The sequence below is a fragment of the Acinetobacter boissieri genome (assembly GCF_900096955.1).
In the GTDB taxonomy this organism is placed as follows: Bacteria; Pseudomonadota; Gammaproteobacteria; order Pseudomonadales; family Moraxellaceae; genus Acinetobacter; species Acinetobacter boissieri.
In genome coordinates, this window is the sequence record NZ_FMYL01000004.1 from 18,904 (window position 1) to 36,622 (window position 17,719).

Here is a 17,719-nt window from a genome sequence, read left to right on the forward strand (position 1 = left end):
AAGAATATAATCTCTTTAGCTTACTTGCTCATACAGTCAACGACAATAACTATTATTGTGCTGGAAATATTTTTATTAGACAAAAAAATACCCTAAACTCATTTTTTAGTTTAGGGTAAATGACTATCGCATCATGTGTTTATTTTTTAAACGGCAATGCATATTTAAAAATACGGCCCAATACTTGGCTATATTGTTTAAATAAACTTGCATTGTTATAGTTTAAACCATATTTTTCACAAACTGCTTCAACTTTTGGCGCCATTTCTCTGTAACGGCGGCCCGGTACTTCTGGAAACAAATGATGCTCAATCTGATGGCTCAAATGACCTGTTAAAATATGAAATGCTTCAGAGCCCATCAAGTTTGATGAACCACGAATTTGGCGCATATACCAATGTCCTTTACTTTCATTTTGTAAAACTGACTTTGGAAATACTTCAACATCTTTAGTAAAGTGGCCACAAAAAATAATGCTAAACGTCCAAACATTTCGCATGCCGTTGGCAGCCATGTTACCAAAAAATACAGGAATCGCATTTGGTCCTGCAATCAGCGGGAAAAATACATAGTCTTTAAATAACAATTTAGCGACTTTGTTTTGAATAGGCTTCCACTCTTCCCACAATTGCTTCTTCGTTTTACGGCCAATAAATAACTTACCAATTTCTAGACTTTGTATAGCAACACCCCATTGGAATAAGAAACAAAATGGGATGCTATACAGTGGCTGTAAGAGGTGTGATTTTTTCCAACGTTGTTCAGGAAATAAACGTAATAGGCCATAACCAATGTCATCATCCATACCTTTAATGTTGGTATAGGTATGATGCGTAAAATTGTGTGACTGTCTCCAGTTATCGCCAGTACCTGCTATGTCCCATTCGTAACTTTGTCCCATGAGTCTTGGATCATTCATCCAATCATACTGTCCATGCATGACATTATGACCCACTTCCATATTTTCTAAAATTTTTGATATACCAAGAAGTCCTGTACCTAAAACCCATGCTGGCGGAAACCATCCTGCAAATAATAAGGCACGACCTGCGATACTGCTATAGCGTACCGTTGAATATACACGGCGCATATACTTAGCATCTTTTTCACCTAAATCATCAAGCACATCTTGTTTAATCGCATCAAGTTCTGCCGCTAAAGATTCCAATTCAGCTTCACTTAACTCACGATTTTTTGGGTTTTTAAAGTACTGGGTTTTTACGTGCATATTCATGATACAACTCACTCTTACAGATCTAAGACTAGATCAGATTTTGCCGAATTAATACAAATACGTAATGAACTACCTGGCTCTGCATTTTGGTTTTGATTCAAAATATTTTGTGTTACGCCACTGACTTTATGGCATGAACATTTGTTACATATTCCCATACGACACCCTGCAACAGGCTTTTCATTGGCTTGCTCTAATGCATCAAGTAGCGATATACCACGGGGAACTTCCAACATTTTTTGCGATTTGGTAAGGGTAATAGTCACTGTACCTGTGTCCGATATTTCTAAAGGTGACAAGGTAAATGCTTCGCTTTTAAATAAACGTGCTGCATGAAACAACTCACATGCCGAGTTCACAAATCCCGAAGGACCACACGCAAACACAGCAGTATCATGTAAATCACCACAGTCATTCACATGGCTTTCATTTAAGCGAGATGCTGTCTGATCGTCGTCTTGGGTACAAAACGCATGGTAGCTAAATTGTGGATACTGCTTGGCAGTATTTTGAAAAAATTCATGAAAAGCAAGATCATTGCTTCGCTTAACCCAATACATCAGTTTTAAACGATAGTGTGCTAATTGACCTGTTTTAGCGAGATCATAGATCATGCTATACATGGGCGTAATTCCACTACCCGCAGCCAATAAAATCACATCTTTTTCAGGATGTGTAACACACAGCATTTCACCGTACGGCTGACCAAATTCAACCACATCGCCAACTTCAGCCACATTGCATAACCAAGTACTGACTGCACCTTGAGGCACTTTTTTAAGTGTCAATTCAACGTGCTGTTCGTCTATACGGTTTAAGCTATAAGTACGCTCTAAACGACGTGCGGCAATTTCTACAATCACTGGGTGATGTTGGCCCGGCAAACCGAAATTCATACGTTTATTACAACGTATTGTTAATGTCACCATATCTTTGGCTGTACTGCGTTTTTTAACAATACTGCCTAACATTTCATGTGTAGACCAAGTTGGATTAAATTTTTGTACCCAAAAGTTAATGACTTTTTGGTCAAGCACGCTCTCTGTAAAAAAATTGATTGCGTGGTTTTTTTTTGGTAATACGTTCATATTTAGGCCATCTCGGTTATGACTTTTTATTATTATACACATGTATATATATATGTATAGTATTAAAACAGCGAATTGTTATATTTCTAATTCACTAAAGATAAGGCTATAATCAGGAAAACTTCTTCAATGACATATATGGTCCCCTTATCTACAATGACATCGCATGAAATACTTGAGCCGCCTTTAGAGCCGCTGAAGACCACTGCACGCACTGTCGGCAGAAAAGCAACAATTACAAAAGAAGAACTATTCCAAGCGACCCTTAATCTCATTGGCCCTCAAAAAAGTATTGCGTCATTAAGCTTAAGAGAAATTGCCCGTGAAGCAGGTATTGCACCCAATAGCTTTTATCGTCATTTCAAAGATATTGACGAACTTGCCATTGAACTGATTAACCGTGCAGGTTTAGTATTAAGACAGATTATTCGTGAAGCGCGGCTAAGAGCTATAAAACAAGATGGCATTATTCGAACTTCTATAGAAATATTTTTACAACAGCTAGATACAGATGAAGGCTATCTCAGTCTGTTACTTAGAGAAGGCTATACTGGCTCTGTGTCGTATAAACAAGCAGTTGAACAACAGCTCAACTTTTTTCAACAAGAGCTACAAGAAGATTTAATACGACTAGAGTATTTAAATAAAAGTAAAATGGCACATCCAGAAATTGTTGCGATTGGTATTACTCAATTGGTATTCAATATGGGAGCAAAAGTCATTGATTTGGATGCCAAACAAAGGAGACATACTGCAGAGCAAACCATGCTCATGATTCGAATGATTTTAGAAGGCGCACGACGTTTAGAGTCTCGAGAACAATATAAAACCAAAAGTTAGTCAAAACTACAGTTCCTACAAGGTCACTGTCACCTGACGATATTACCCTGATTATAACAAGCTGATTAAATATGAGTCTATTTACCGACCGCCAAGCGCACATTGCAAGTTATATTGTCATTATAATTGCATTGACCGCACTCATTCCTCTGCATTTACTGGCCAGTTTTTTTGCAGGTTTTTTAATTTATGAGATTATCCACTCACTCAACAAAATGATTGAACCTTATACAAAAAGCAGTAAAACCAAACTTATTTTAAGTATAGTCCTTAGTGTGACGATTATTGCACTATTAGTTCTTGCCATTACCAGTTTAGTTAATTTCACTTTATCTGATTTACAAGGGCACCATGGTTTAGATGGTTTTAACGCACAAATTGATAAAACCCTGATTAACATTCAACAAGAAATCGCTAAATTTCTCCCAAGCTATATTCCAAATAATATTAGCGATTTAAAAAATAATTTCATGGAACTCATTAAAAACAATATTCAGGCCGTACGTAGTGCAGGTACAGATTTTTTACATAATATTGCAACCACATTCATTGGACTTATTATTGGCATTTTGGTGTCAGTACAAACCAATAATAGCAAAGCTACACAACCACAACCTGCATTTAAAGTGGCTCTCACTGCGCGCATTACCCATTTGGGCGATTCGTTTAGAAACGTTGTCTTTGCTCAAATTAAAATTTCATTTATTAATACTGTTCTATTTGTAATTTTTTCATTGGTTATATTGCCTTTATTTCACGTCCATTTGCCGTTTGAAAAAACTTTATGCCTACTCACCTTTGTATTTGGTTTAATTCCAATTGCGGGTAATTTATTATCAAACTCTTTAATTGTATTGGCCGGATTAACCATTTCTTTACCTGTTGCATCGGTGTGTTTAGTGTATTTAGTGCTGATACATAAACTAGAGTATTTTATTAATGCACAAATTATTGGTACAAAAATTAAAGCCAAAGCATGGGAAGTGTTACTGGCAATGCTCATTTTTGAATCTATTTTTGGCATCGGTGGCTTAATTGTTGCCCCTATTTTTTATGCCTATATCAAACAAGAACTCACTGTACTTAAAATGATTTAACCTAGATGGATGATAAAAAAAGCGCCCGAATCATTTCGAGCGCTTTTTTATTATGGCTTGACTGCCACTAAGACTTGTATGGCTTCAGGCACTACAGATAAGCGGCCTAAACTTTGTGCGCCTTCTTGCTGTAATTTCTTCAAACGCTCAATTTCATCTTCACGAATGCTCGGATTAAACTGTTTTAAATACACTAAGCGATCAATTTCATACTGCCATTGTTTGCTATAGTTCTCTTGACCTTGTGTTTGTAGCTCAGGTAAATATCCTTTTGCTAAATCTAAGGCTTGGTTGTAGCGTTGCTCAATCACATCTCTACGTGCTTTCACAATTTGACGACTACTGTTGCCATCTAAATGATGCAAGTGTGGTTTGAGTATCGTTGGATCAATTTTTTTAGACAAATCTTGACCATTTTCACTCAGTAACACACGAATAAGCTGTGTTGGTAAACTCGCCAATACATTTAAGGCTTTCGGGGCAATGGCTTCAACTTTAAACCATACTTCAACTAAAACAGTACCCGGCTTAATCGCATTTGATTTCAGCATTGCCACATTGGTACTACCAAATGATTGTGTACGAATCATTTCCATTACACTTTCAATAAATGGATGCTCTAGCGTTAAATACTCTGCATCTTCACGAATTTGTGCTTGGTCACGATAATATGTTGCTGTCATACCCTCTTCATCAAGCGTTAATCCACTCACTTGCATTTGATCACTTGGCTTAATAATGACTGTGCCATTACTTTGCTCATCAAAATCAATATTTGTTGAAGACATAAACCGCTTCATAAACATTGGCAAGGTTGTGTTGTCATCATAATCATCTAAGGCTTTGACAATATTTTGCGCAACCAACGGACGGCATGAATTGTACTCAAGTAAACGATCTCGCCCCTCTTGTAGTTCCACCTCCAGTGCCTGACGCTGTTGTATAACCTCTTGCAACAAATCATCAAAGTCTGAGCCTAAGTCTGTCAGTAAATGTGATTTTAAATCAGCAATAAAGTTTTCTTGTAAAGTCTGCGCAGTCGGTGAAATATGATTAAAAATATTTAACGCTTCATTATACCAACGGAACATACGCTCTTGTGCAGTACCCATTAAATATGGCACATGTATTTGAATTCTATTTTCTTGACCAATACGGTCAAGGCGACCAATACGCTGTTCAAGTACATCTGGATTTGCAGGTAAATCAAATAAAATCAAGTCACTGGCAAACTGAAAGTTACGCCCTTCAGAACCAATTTCAGAACACAGTAAAATTTGTGCGCCGTTTACTTCTTCTGCAAAATAAGCTGCTGCTTGATCTCGCTCAAGTAATGTCATGGCTTCATGGAACATGGCTGTACGAATGCCTGCATGCAAACGTAATACATTTTCTAACGCTTCAACTACAGGGCCACTACGTGCAATCAGTAACACTTTGTTATGCTTGAGGTCTTTACGTAAAACCTCCAAAAGCCACATGACTCGTGGATCTGTTTGCATCCAAGAACCATTTATATGTGCCTCTTCAGGCCACATTTGCTCACGTAATTTACCCGTCATTGACCATGTTTGCGGTGCAACAAGTGGCGCAGGACGACAGTCTCGACCGGGGAAACCTTGAATCGCTTCACGCGTATTACGGAATAAAATACGTCCTGTACCATGACGGTCTAATAGTTCGTGAATCGCTTGATAACGCTGTTCAGGTTGATCTTCAATCACATGACCGAGTAATTTTTCAAGTGCATAACGGTGGCTTTGTGTCAAAGGCTCATCAGACATGAGTACTTCTGCAATTTTAGCCGTATGATGATATTTTTCTTCTTCATCTAAAAAGCGGTCTAACGCACTGAAGCGTTGCGGATCAAGTAAACGTAACCGTGCAAAATGACTCTCAACACCCAACTGCTCTGGTGTGGCTGTGAGCAACAACACGCCAGGAATCTTTTCAGCCAGTTCTTCGACTAAGTCATAACGGTCATTACCGCCTTCTTCTTCACTCCACATTAAATGGTGTGCTTCATCAACGACCAATAAGTCAAAACCTGCATCTATTGCTTGTTCTCGCAAGTCATCATGATCGACCATTAAATCAACACTGGCAATAATACATTGCTCTGTACTAAATGGATTCAACTCTGGATCATGCTCACGTATCGCTGCTGTACGTGTCAAATCAAAAATAGCAAAATTCAAATTGAAACGGCGACGCATTTCAATCATCCACTGATATTGCAATGAATCAGGGACTAAAATTAAAATACGCTCAGCACGAGCAGTTTTCAGTTGCTGATGAATAATCAGTCCCGCTTCAATGGTTTTACCTAAGCCCACTTCATCTGCTAGCAAAACACGGGGTGCAAAGCGCTTACCGACTTCATGAGCAATATACAACTGGTGTGGAATTAGACCAACACGTGCACCAATGACCCCTTTAAGCGGGTTGTTATTCATATTGGCTTGCATTTGTAATGCTTCTACACGTAAGTCATACCATGCTTTAATATCGACTTGGCTGGCAAGTAACCGATCAAGCGGTTTAGACAGCTGAATTTGTGCCCCTATACGGGTTTCATTCAGGGTTTTTTGCTCTTTTTCACCACTACTTAAGGTACGTACAACATGGTATTTCAGTACGCCGAAACGCTCTTCAAATGACTCTACTCTCCAAGCAATCCCTTCTTGGTCATGCAATTCATCTTTTACATTGAAAACAATACGTGACAAAGGTGCATTGCTCTTGGCATACACTCGTGTTTCATCACTTTTAGGGAATAAAATGCTGACAGAGCGCTCATCTACATCAATGACTACCCCTAGACCAAGTTCCGTTTCTGTATCGGATAACCAACGTTGACCAATAGCAAACTGTTGCAATTTTTTCACCTTTCATTTAAGTCTAGACAAAACGAATCTATGTCATAGATCGTTCAGTTTAATTTTCATTTTAATATTTTCGCATAAAGCCCACTCAACATGAGCAATAAATATGCTTCAATATGTCAATATATTGTGTGTCAACTGACAAATTCATATCTATATACAATACAAATTGTAATGTGATTTATGCATATCGCTACATTTAAATGCGATAAGTAAAATATCATTTCACATTAAAATGGTACAGGACATTCAAAATGTACTGGTTGTGCTGCTTTAGGATGCGTAAAAGAAATCTGGTATGCATGTAAACATAAACGATCTTTAAGCTGTTGCTGTTCTAAGCTTGCATATAAAGTATCGCCTACGATTGGATAACCCAAATGCTGTAAATGTACACGTAGTTGATGCGCACGCCCAGTAATCGGTACAAGCTCAACACGTGTAACTGCATGACCATCAATTTGAAAATGCTCTAAAGCTTTCCAATGTGTAATAGCAGGCTTATGGTAACTGGCATCGGCCACATGTAATGGTGGGCGACTTGGATCATAAATGACAGGAATATCAATGCAGCCACTGCCTTCTAAATGTCCAGCAACCAGTGCTTGATAGACTTTATGGGTTTGACGTTCTTGAAATTGTCTAGAAATACTATTTTGTCCAAGACGTGTCAGTGCAAACACGAGCAAACCAGATGTGTCACGATCTAAACGATGAATAAGTAATGTTTTTGGCTCTTCTTGCACTAAGCGTGTCAGTACGCTGTCATGCAATGCTTCACCCTTGCCTGGCACGCTGAGTAAACCTGCTGGCTTATGAATGACCATAAAATCTTCATCTTTATAAATGAGATGCTCGGTTAAAAAATCAGGCAAAACAATATTCCATCTGTGCGATACAAATCAGGCGTGCCATAATAAAAACCTTATGCACGAAATACAATATGCTAAAGATGGCAAAACACGTTTATTTTTGCATTATGCCACCTATATCACAAAACCAGCTTAGTTTTGTTGCACTTTCATTTGGCGAAATACTGTTTTTGCCGCTTGTACCGTCAGCTTAATATCTTCGTCTGTATGTGCAGCTGAAATAAAACCTGCTTCAAAAGCAGATGGTGCTAAATTCACACCCTGCTCCAACATACCGTGGAAGAATACTTTAAAAGCCTCAACATCGCATTTCAAAATATCATCAAAACTTTCAATCGAAGTTTGTGTGGTGAAATACAAACCAAACATTGCGCCTGCTTGTTCTGTATGTAATGCAATACCTTCTTCATCTGCAACTGCTTTTAATTCAGTAAGGAGTTTGCTTAGCTTTTCAGTCAAGTTTTGATAAAAATTAGGGGCACGCAAATGTTTAAACATGCAAATCCCTGCACGCATCGCCAATGGATTACCTGACAATGTACCTGCTTGGTACACACCACCTAGCGGTGCAATACACGACATAATTTCACGTTTGCCACCAAACGCACCGACAGGTAATCCTGCACCAATAATTTTACCCAGCGTTGTTAAATCAGGCGTGACATTGTAATGAGCTTGTGCCCCACCTAAAGCAACACGAAAACCTGTCATCACTTCATCAATAATAAATACAGATCCATATTGGTCACATACTTCACGAATACGCTCTAAGAAACCTTTAATCGGTTTAACCAAGTTCATGTTACCTGCAACAGGCTCAACAATAACACCTGCAATTTCATGACCGTACTTTTCAAAACATGCATCTAATGCGGCAATATCATTGTATGGAACAGTGAGCGTATGTTTAGCAAAATCTGTAGGTACGCCTTTAGAGGTTGGCTCACCCAGTGTTAAAAGCCCTGAACCTGCTTTAACCAATAATGAATCTGAGTGGCCGTGATAACAGCCTTCAAATTTTAATATTTTATCACGCCCAGTATAACCACGCGCCAAACGAATAGCCGACATCGTCGCTTCAGTACCCGAGTTCGTCATACGAACCATTTCTATAGATGGCATGATTTCACAAATCAGATCGGCAAGTGTGGTTTCATGTACTGTAGGTGCACCAAAGCTTAATCCATCTTGCGCTGCATCTTGTACTGCTTGAACAATATCTGGGTGTGCGTGACCCAAAATCATTGGTCCCCATGAGCCAATGTAATCAATATATCGCTTACCATCAACATCCCATAAATAAGCACCTTGTGCCTTTTCAATAAATACGGGTGTACCACCTACACCATTAAATGCTCTTACTGGTGAATTAACACCACCTGGAATATGTTTACTTGCTTGCTCAAAAAGCTGTACTTGTTTTGCTGAAAGTGCCATCTAAAATAATCCTACTTTAATTCTGTATTAAACTGAGCTGCCCACGCATTCACTCGTGCTGCTACATGATTTATATCTTGTGCCAAAACATCAGTGATGACAGCACATAAGTCTGCACCAGCCTCAATCACATCTTTGCTATTTTCTACACTTAAGCCACCAATTGCACAGATTGGTAAAGCAAAACGTTGTCGAGCTTGTTTTAAAATCTCTATACCTATACAACCAGCTTCAGGCTTCGTAAGTGTTGAATAGATTGCACCAAATGCAACGTACGTTGCGCCATCTCTTACTGCTTTTTCAGCAAATTCGAGTGAACTCGAACAAGTTTTACCAATAATAACGCCTTGTGGTAATTTTTCTTTTGCATCTTGAATTTCACCATCACTTTGGCCAAGGTGTACGCCTAAACCAAACTGGGCTGCGAGTTCAATATTATCATTGATCACGAAAGGCACTGCATAGCGGTCGCATATTGCTTTAATACTTGCAATTTCTTCGGGCTGTTGAGTCAATGGCGTTTTTTTTCTGCGGTATTGTAAAATTTGAATATGGCCTGTTGCCAATGCAGCATCGAGTTTAGAGTGTAGTTGTTCGATAGGATCATCATTAGTAATGAGATATAACCCTCGCATGCCAGCCTCAATATGTAATCAGTCGACCAATGATTTTACGCTGTTCAAGCCAGAATGAATAGTCATTTCATAATGCTGATTTCATGGATTTATCACATTGTGTTGAATGAAAATATAAATAAAAAATGGCTTGTATCTTCATACAAGCCATTTTTTCAAATCGTATTTTTTAGAAACGGTAGCCAAACCCAAGGTAAGTCACAATTGGGTCAACCTCAATACGTGTTGAACCATGGACTACAGTTGATTGTGTTGAAAGGCTATTAATGTCTAGACTTGCACGAGTATTTAAATATACATAACTTACAGATGCTGTTAAGAAGAAATCTTTTGTTAAGCTATAATCCGCACCAATAAAAGCAACAGGTGCAACAGCATCTTTTACTTTTACATTAGTAATAGCCATACCCTTTTTACTCACATCAGAGCTCACGGCACCATCAAGTTGGAAATCTGAAAAATGTGCATACATAATACCGGCACCAATATAAGGACGCAAAGCATTACTTACAGAACCAAAATGATATTTACCTACCATGACAGGGTTATAGGCTTTAATTGTACCTACTTTACTAAAGTTATCTAGATTCAAATTACCTGCAAGTAATTTTCCTTCACCTTTAATATCAAACTTTGGAGGTACTCCAAAAACAAAACCAAGGCTTACATTATCATTGACCAAATAATCAATTTTAAATTCTGCTGTATCTGTTTTTTCGAGATCAAAACCTGAAGATGCATTAAAATTATTAAATGCTGCAATTTTTGAGTCTGACTGTACGCCCTGTTTCTCACCTTGTGGCATGATGTGTGCCCAGCCTGCAGAAACTGCAAAGGTTTTACCATTTGTTGTTTCTGCATGAGCCATTACACATACAGTCGTTAAAACAACTACTGGAACTAAATTTTGAACAAATTTTTTCATTTGCATACCTAAATGAGATAATGAGGCGAAGTAAGCCATAAAATTTGCATGAATTATTAGAATATTTACTTTAATTTTCAATATCTATTTTCTACTTTTTTTATACAAAAGAATGTAAACAAGTAAAATAATATTCATTATTAGTGCTTTAGCTCTAAAAAATATTTTTATAAAAAATACTCAATAGATCAAAAAACACACTATAATGTCAACTAAATATGCTTTAGTCATTCAATATCTATTAATTGAGCATAAAATACATCACATCAAAAATCATTTTATTGAGTAGTACCATGAGTGAAATTGAATTAAAACTACAAATACCAAAGCAAAAAAAATTGCAAATCTTAAAGGCTATACAGGCTCTAGAGCCTAAAAAAATCCCACTACATGCACAGTACTTCGATACCAGCACTTTTGAACTTGCACAAAAACACACCGCTATTCGTCTTAGAAAAGAAGGCAAAGAATGGATACAAACCCTTAAAGGCGCAAGTAATGATGCTCTACAACGCTACGAGCTTGAAATTAATCGTGGTGAAACTGAACAAGCTCCTGAACTACAACTTAAATTCTATAAAAAAGACAAAGAAGCAGAAAGTTTATTAGGCCATTTCATTAAAACTCCGGATCAATTGGTCATTCAGTTTGAAACCATTGTTGAACGCCAGTTTAAAATCATTACATATAATACATCTGAGATTGAAGTTTGCCTTGATCTTGGTCGTGTGGGTCGAAATGAACACTACGAAGAGATTTGTGAAATTGAGTTTGAGCTTAAGTCAGGTCATGTTGCCGACTTAATTATGTTTACCCAACAATGGGTCGAGCAATATGGTATTTGGTTAGATGTACGCAGTAAGGCAGAACGAGGAAATTTAATCTCTCGCTCTGAAAAAGTAAGCCCAGCGCCTGAAGTAAATCATTTTCACCTAACAAAAAAAATGCTAAAAAAACCACTATTGGCGAAAATAATTACGCACTATACTCGGCCTCTTTTACCTTGTGTGGCTGCCATTGCTGACCAAGTTGCAGAAATATCGCACTATCAATGTGCAGAAGTATCTTTAAGTCACTTAATACAAATGATTGATTTATTTGAGTCAAACAATACCTTAAAATCACATATGACACAGCTTAAACATATAAAACAATTGTTGTCAGACTATGTTTTACTCTCTGAGTTACAAGAAAATATACAGCCTTATACTCTAGATTCATTCAAAGGACTTGCGCCATCACTTTCAAGACTACGAGCAGAGCTGGCGCAAAGTATAATGTCAAAAGAAACGACTCTTTTACTCCTTGACCTACTCAATTTAAGTCAAAATGAAATTGAACTTTCAGACATAACAGTGGCTCAGTTCTTACAACAGCTTGAACAAAAGTATACTGCTGCTGAACTTGAAGTAAGCAATATTCAAAATCTCACACAAAAGGATATATCACTACATGATTTTGAGTTTTATACGCACTACTTAGCAATTAAAAAAGATACTGCAAGTAAAGCCACAAAAGCATGTATTACACTACAACAAACTCAACACTTACAATCTTTAATCACATCTATGAAAATGCTAAAAACTGAGCAATCTTTTTTTCTTGGTTGGTTAACTAAGCAGGCTATTTTTCAAGAACAATATTGTCAAAAACGTATTCGTAAAATACAGCCTTAATTATTTAAATGATCATTTGGTCATTCTTCAAGATGACCAAATTTACCGATATTTACCAAACACCGTCCAAGTACCATTATCTGCAAGAGGGTCTTTATAACTGTCACTTCGTTGTTTTCTTGGTTTGTCTCTAGCATCAATCAATTTAAATGTAGAGCCAACACCAAGCACAATGCCATTCACATAAAAACGGGTGCGTGTATAATCACTTTTGTTGTGTTGGAAAATATAAGTTCTAAGATCAATAAATTCACGATGAGCAACCAATGCTGCTGTGTCATCGTGATCAATCCATGCTTTCATGGCACGAAACTGAGCATCATCAAATTGTCCACACTTATCTATTAACGTCAGTGCATTACGAAAAGTTTTAGATTCTTTTGCTCTGGTTTTATTAATTCTAATACGATCTACCGAAAAAAAGAACAGTGGTAAATTAAGGTGACTTGGTAAATGTATAGCACTTAGCTTTTCGTCTTGTAAAAATGGCTGACATAAGTGTTGAGCACGTTCAATGACAGCCGACCATTGCTGATAATATGCATCGACTTCAGCCTGCTCTCCATAGTAAATAGGCAAACCTTCAACTTCAGCAAGATTTTTTGGTGGCCAAGATTCCTGTCGAAGCAGCTGAATATCTTGCTTTAAATTCTGTATTTTAATAGCATCATTTATCATACATATTCACACCTGTTGTGCTTAAAGCCAAGTAAACTTGACTGTATTAATAAATCGACGAATTTATTAATATTAAGTCAAACTCCTTTATTACTATCATCTGTTTCAGACAAATTCAGCTGAATAGATTTTGTACTTTGATCATTACACGTTATATATAGTTTATATTCATAATACTCTGCAATAAATATATTATTAATATCTATATTATTACTTGTGAGTACATTTTCTAGTTGTTCTTTTTTGAAATCAAAATCTTTAATGACACTTTCTAAAATAGCCCCTCTATGAATAAAAATTTCAGATGGTGCATTCGCTGTATCTTTAATCGCTGCAATTAAACCATCTGTTTGAATCTCTGCATAGTAAACGTCTTTAAAAGAATGAAAGCCCATACAATGCAATTGTGATAGAACACGAAAAATATCTATTTTTCTTTTTTTTCTTTCTATTTCATTAAGTAAAAACCGACCATTTCTGATAATCACAATCGGCTCACCTACCGCAATTTTTCTAAACGGAATAAAGCGTCTTGACAAATAGTTTAAGAACCACATAAAAAGCACACTCAATACCAATAGCATAGTAAATTGTGTAAGTGGTAAGGCCATATTATAAATTGACCCCCCAACGACTGCACCAAAAACAAAGTTACCAATAAAATCAATCGCATTGAATTGTGTTATCTGTGTTTTACCGATAAAACTCATATATGAAATGAGTATCGAAAAAGAAATAACGAGTTTGATCAAAACAACGACATACAAATCATGGGGCATATCAACCTCCTATTTTTAGATTTAATTTTTTTTATATCTTAGCAAGTCACAGCTGTATAAGTTGTTGTTGTCTTGTTTTGGCCTGTTGCCACATATACCAACCGTACATCGCCATGACCACAAAAGCGCCATATAAACCTGCTGTGAGTAAAAGCCCTTTATAAACAAACATTGCTACATAAATTAGATCGACGACAACCCACAAAGGCCATGTTGCAATATGTTTTTTACTGGTCCAATATGTTGCTAACAAACTAAAAGATGCTAACTGAGCATCTAAAATAGGTAATGAAGCATTGGTAAATTGGTGTAAACCCCAACCAAATAGTACACCAAATACAGCGGCTAGAATTAGTTGTAATACTAATGTTTTAATGGCTAAAGGCTCAACAGTAATATCATGATCGTGCTGTTTATTTTTAAACCACACCCATAGGCCATACATGCTCATAATTACAAATATAATTTGTAAAAGCACTTCACCATATAGGCGGTACTGAAAAAATAAATCACCGTACAATAGGCTCGCTGCAATATTAAAATACCAGCACCAAGTATGACGAATAATCGTTAAAGATACTGCTATCAGACTTACGATAACTGCAATAATTTCTAAAGTAGACATATGATTAATCCATTATTTTGAATCAGATCGTTCCTTTTTAATGAGCCGATCTGCTAGAGCATTACTACATTTTACAGCAAAGTCATCTACATAACGGCTATAAATTTTGGCGACTCCAAGCAATACAATCAAGCAGAATAGAGTTGCAACAGCAACTGATGCATCATAGAACCAACCCAAATGAATCAAGAGATTAAATAGTGGTATACATACCAAATAAATGAGCACCATATGTAATAAATAAATAGAAAATGACAGTTTACCTAAAGCTACTAAAATAGGCTGATCCAAGACATCACTAATTTTAGTTGTAAGTAATACACTGTAAACTATTAAAATTCCTGCAATAAAATTACCATACTCATATGTACGCCATCCTAAAATATGGTAGAGCCAGTGATACGCATGACTACTATTGTGAACCCCAGCTAAATATAGCCCCAATATAAGTATGCTTACTCCTACAAGTGTAGGCAACTGTCGAGCATATAAGTAAATATAACAGCCAATGACAAAGCTAAGCATGCCCAAAGAAAAATTTTCTTCGGCCACGAAAAAAAATGGAACTAATAACGCCACTGATGCCAATAAAAAAAGTGCAGGTTTATAATGGTAAATGAGTAATAGAATAAATAAAAATAATGAGCCTAAAAACTCAATTTGCATAGTCCATAAGACCCAATTTGTTGCACTTTGTGCAAATAAAAAGGCACCAATACTCCCTTCATAAACAGCTTGGGTAAAAGGAATATCTTCTTGTGCATAAGCTTGTAACCAACCGCTGACCAAATGGCTGTCAACATTTGTAAATAAAAATACAAGCCATATAATTACGCAAGACAAAAATGCTGGAATAGCTAATCTTGGATAACGTTTTACAGCCATTTCTAAAATTTTTTTAGGCCGATTCTTATTCTTTAAAATCACATAGCTCAGAATATACCCACTGAGCACAAAAAATACAAATACAGCCGCTGTACCAGAATATAAAAAAGCAAATGGTGAGTGATGTAAAGTATAGTTCCAAGTACCATGTATGCTGTCTTTAGGCGCAAAATGGTGTAAGTAGGGGTAAAAACCTAAACTAAGGTGCGAAAGCACGACTGCCACGCAGGCTAAGCCGCGAATACTTTCTGCGGCATTGAGTTTTGCCATAACAATATGTCATCAAATCTAAAGCGCTTGCAAGCAGGTCTCTGAGTCTGTGTGCTTGCAAGCAAAACCACAATTCAGCACAATTCAGTCAAAATTAATCAACGCGAGTAATTTGACCTTGCTCATTGTGGTGAACAGTCGTGATTTTTTGATTGCGACCTGTGACAATTTCTTGCTCAGGCAGTGCAAAATGACGAGCATAGTCCACTGTGGTCTTACGTTTTGACTGCTTTACTGTATGTGATGGAATAAGTTTACACCATAGACACAGTACAGCAGCACACAGTAATAGCAAAACCATGTCGACTTGCAATCCAAACCAAAATGCATTCCAAAATTTATGCACGCCGTATGGTTTACTGTATAAAACGACAGTTAAAAGCAATAAAATTGGACGCCACAGCAAAAACCAAACACCCCAAAGCAAAGCAGTTGTAGTTGTTGAGGCATAACGTCTATGCCATGGTAACTGTTGACGTAAGTCAATAATTAATGATTGTGTACTCATACGAAAAAACCTTTAATCTTGTGATTTTGAGCGTATACCACGGTCTGGGCTCACCCACCGTGCTCGCTTGCCACCTCGTCTTGCCAGTACTTTCGGAAAAGCAATAATACTTGCAGTGACGGTAATGAGCCAAAATATAAATGGATACCAAATCATCCAGTAGTAGTTCTTAAATAGCCCCGGCTCGTAACGGCTATCCATCCACTTACTAATGACAAACTGGAACAGGCAGGTTGCACCAATTAAAATACCAATTCCGTCAGGGAAAAATGGAGATCCCATTGCGGGTAATACATGATTTGGCACAAATAGATTAAATAGCCAAATCATAGACATAATAAGGAGTAAATATGACCAAATGAGTGTCAAACACAGCTCAATCATAAGTGGCCACAAAAAATTTAAACTTGGCCTGAACATTACATCAAAGTTTTTAATTAAAACCTGTGCTCCACCCATGGCCCAGCGTAATCGCTGTTTGTATAAACCCTTGAGTGTTTCAGGCATTAATATCCAAACCAATGCATTGGGTTCAAACTGTACGTCCCAACCTGCTCTTTGCAACTTCCACGTAATGTCAATGTCTTCAGTAAGCATGTCTGGAGACCAATACCCCACTTCATGTACAGCACTTTTACGAAATGCTGTAATCACGCCAGATACTGTAAATAAGCGACCAAATACGCGCTGTGCTCGCTTAATCATGCCAACAATTGATGAGAACTCACCAACTTGTATTCGACCTAACAAGGTAGATCGAGTACGAATTCTAGGATTACCCGTCACTGCAGCCACTGTCGGATTTGCTAAAAAGTGGCGCATCATCCATGTTGCAGCGTGTGGGTCAAGTAATGCATCACCATCTATACCTAACAAAAACTCTGCATCGGTTAGTAAACTTCCAGCCTGTAGAGCCATCGCTTTACCTTGGTTTTGTGCAAGATGTACCACTCTAAGTTTATCGTATTTCAACGCAAGTGCATCTAAGACTTCAGCAGTATTGTCAGAACTACCATCATTAATTGCAATCACTTCAAAGTCTGGGTACTGCAAGCCCAATGCATGACTAATTGTTTCTTCAGCATTATCACTTTCATTAAAACACGGGACAAGTACTGCAACTTTAGGGTATTCAGTTAATGGTCTTGGCTGTGTATATGGTGGGTCTTTTCGCTCTTTCAAGTAAAAAATGATCGCACCAATCATCCACAAATAAGACATAAATAATGGATAATAAAAAACAAACTGCAACGCAGACTGCCAAAAATGCTGTAATGCTGACATA

At 37.2% G+C, this 17,719-nt stretch carries 16 protein-coding genes; 3 read left to right on the plus strand and 13 right to left on the minus strand.

Going from position 1 to position 17,719, the window contains the following annotated elements:
* Positions 1-139 precede the first annotated feature (139 nt).
* Both BLS38_RS04975 and BLS38_RS04980 read right to left on the minus strand, forming a co-directional pair.
* A complete protein-coding gene (locus tag BLS38_RS04975) occupies positions 140-1,234 on the minus strand; it encodes a fatty acid desaturase family protein (protein ID WP_092747307.1) in 1,095 nt (364 codons plus the stop codon).
* Between the two features lie 14 nt (positions 1,235-1,248).
* On the minus strand, positions 1,249-2,322 hold the full coding sequence (locus BLS38_RS04980) for a flavin reductase family protein (RefSeq protein WP_092747309.1): 1,074 nt from the start codon (positions 2,320-2,322) through the stop codon (positions 1,249-1,251).
* Positions 2,323-2,478: 156 nt separating this feature from the next.
* On the opposite strand from BLS38_RS04980, the gene fabR reads away from it, so the two are divergent.
* Together fabR and BLS38_RS04990 are read left to right on the plus strand one after the other, a co-directional pair.
* Positions 2,479-3,162 carry an HTH-type transcriptional repressor FabR gene (fabR, locus tag BLS38_RS04985; RefSeq protein WP_425283464.1) on the plus strand — a complete coding sequence of 228 codons (684 nt, stop codon included), beginning with the start codon at positions 2,479-2,481 and terminating at the stop codon, positions 3,160-3,162.
* Positions 3,163-3,233: 71 nt separating this feature from the next.
* Positions 3,234-4,259, plus strand: a complete 1,026-nt coding sequence (locus BLS38_RS04990; RefSeq protein ID WP_092747311.1) for an AI-2E family transporter — start codon at positions 3,234-3,236, stop codon at positions 4,257-4,259.
* A 50-nt stretch (positions 4,260-4,309) separates the two neighbouring features.
* On the opposite strand, the gene rapA is transcribed toward BLS38_RS04990, so the two are convergent.
* The 5 genes from rapA to BLS38_RS05015 all read right to left on the minus strand — a co-directional run bounded on the left by rapA (position 4,310) and on the right by BLS38_RS05015 (position 11,013).
* Entirely contained in the window at positions 4,310-7,147 is a 2,838-nt protein-coding gene (gene rapA / locus BLS38_RS04995) for an RNA polymerase-associated protein RapA (protein ID WP_092747313.1), read from the minus strand.
* A gap of 227 nt (positions 7,148-7,374) precedes the next feature.
* Positions 7,375-8,019, minus strand: a complete 645-nt coding sequence (locus BLS38_RS05000) for an RluA family pseudouridine synthase (RefSeq protein ID WP_425283461.1) — start codon at positions 8,017-8,019, stop codon at positions 7,375-7,377.
* A gap of 129 nt (positions 8,020-8,148) precedes the next feature.
* A complete protein-coding gene (gene hemL / locus BLS38_RS05005) occupies positions 8,149-9,453 on the minus strand; it encodes a glutamate-1-semialdehyde 2,1-aminomutase (RefSeq protein ID WP_092747315.1) in 1,305 nt (434 codons plus the stop codon).
* 11 nt (positions 9,454-9,464) lie between these two features.
* Positions 9,465-10,088 carry a thiamine phosphate synthase gene (gene thiE / locus BLS38_RS05010; RefSeq protein WP_092747317.1) on the minus strand — a complete coding sequence of 208 codons (624 nt, stop codon included), beginning with the start codon at positions 10,086-10,088 and terminating at the stop codon, positions 9,465-9,467.
* A gap of 169 nt (positions 10,089-10,257) precedes the next feature.
* The gene (locus BLS38_RS05015; protein WP_092747319.1) at positions 10,258-11,013 is read right to left on the minus strand and encodes an OmpW/AlkL family protein; all 756 of its coding nucleotides are present in this window, start codon (positions 11,011-11,013) and stop codon (positions 10,258-10,260) included.
* 293 nt (positions 11,014-11,306) lie between these two features.
* On the opposite strand from BLS38_RS05015, the gene BLS38_RS05020 reads away from it, so the two are divergent.
* The gene (locus BLS38_RS05020; protein ID WP_092747321.1) at positions 11,307-12,689 is read left to right on the plus strand and encodes a CYTH domain-containing protein; all 1,383 of its coding nucleotides are present in this window, start codon (positions 11,307-11,309) and stop codon (positions 12,687-12,689) included.
* Positions 12,690-12,731: 42 nt separating this feature from the next.
* Here the strand turns inward: BLS38_RS05020 and BLS38_RS05025 are convergent, their stop codons facing one another.
* The 6 genes from BLS38_RS05025 to pgaC form a co-directional block, all read right to left on the minus strand.
* The gene (locus BLS38_RS05025; protein ID WP_092747669.1) at positions 12,732-13,364 is read right to left on the minus strand and encodes a hypothetical protein; all 633 of its coding nucleotides are present in this window, start codon (positions 13,362-13,364) and stop codon (positions 12,732-12,734) included.
* A gap of 80 nt (positions 13,365-13,444) precedes the next feature.
* Complete coding sequence (locus BLS38_RS05030) at positions 13,445-14,146, minus strand: DUF421 domain-containing protein (protein WP_092747323.1); 702 nt, start codon at positions 14,144-14,146, stop codon at positions 13,445-13,447.
* Between the two features lie 46 nt (positions 14,147-14,192).
* Positions 14,193-14,771: a nicotinamide riboside transporter PnuC gene (pnuC, locus tag BLS38_RS05035; RefSeq protein WP_092747326.1), complete on the minus strand. Its 579-nt coding sequence runs from the start codon at positions 14,769-14,771 to the stop codon at positions 14,193-14,195.
* A gap of 12 nt (positions 14,772-14,783) precedes the next feature.
* The gene (locus BLS38_RS05040; RefSeq protein ID WP_092747328.1) at positions 14,784-15,926 is read right to left on the minus strand and encodes an acyltransferase family protein; all 1,143 of its coding nucleotides are present in this window, start codon (positions 15,924-15,926) and stop codon (positions 14,784-14,786) included.
* 94 nt (positions 15,927-16,020) lie between these two features.
* Positions 16,021-16,434, minus strand: a complete 414-nt coding sequence (gene pgaD, locus BLS38_RS05045; RefSeq protein ID WP_092747330.1) for a poly-beta-1,6-N-acetyl-D-glucosamine biosynthesis protein PgaD — start codon at positions 16,432-16,434, stop codon at positions 16,021-16,023.
* Between the two features lie 12 nt (positions 16,435-16,446).
* Entirely contained in the window at positions 16,447-17,718 is a 1,272-nt protein-coding gene (pgaC, locus tag BLS38_RS05050; RefSeq protein WP_092747332.1) for a poly-beta-1,6-N-acetyl-D-glucosamine synthase, read from the minus strand.
* Between the last annotated feature and the right edge of the window lies 1 nt (position 17,719).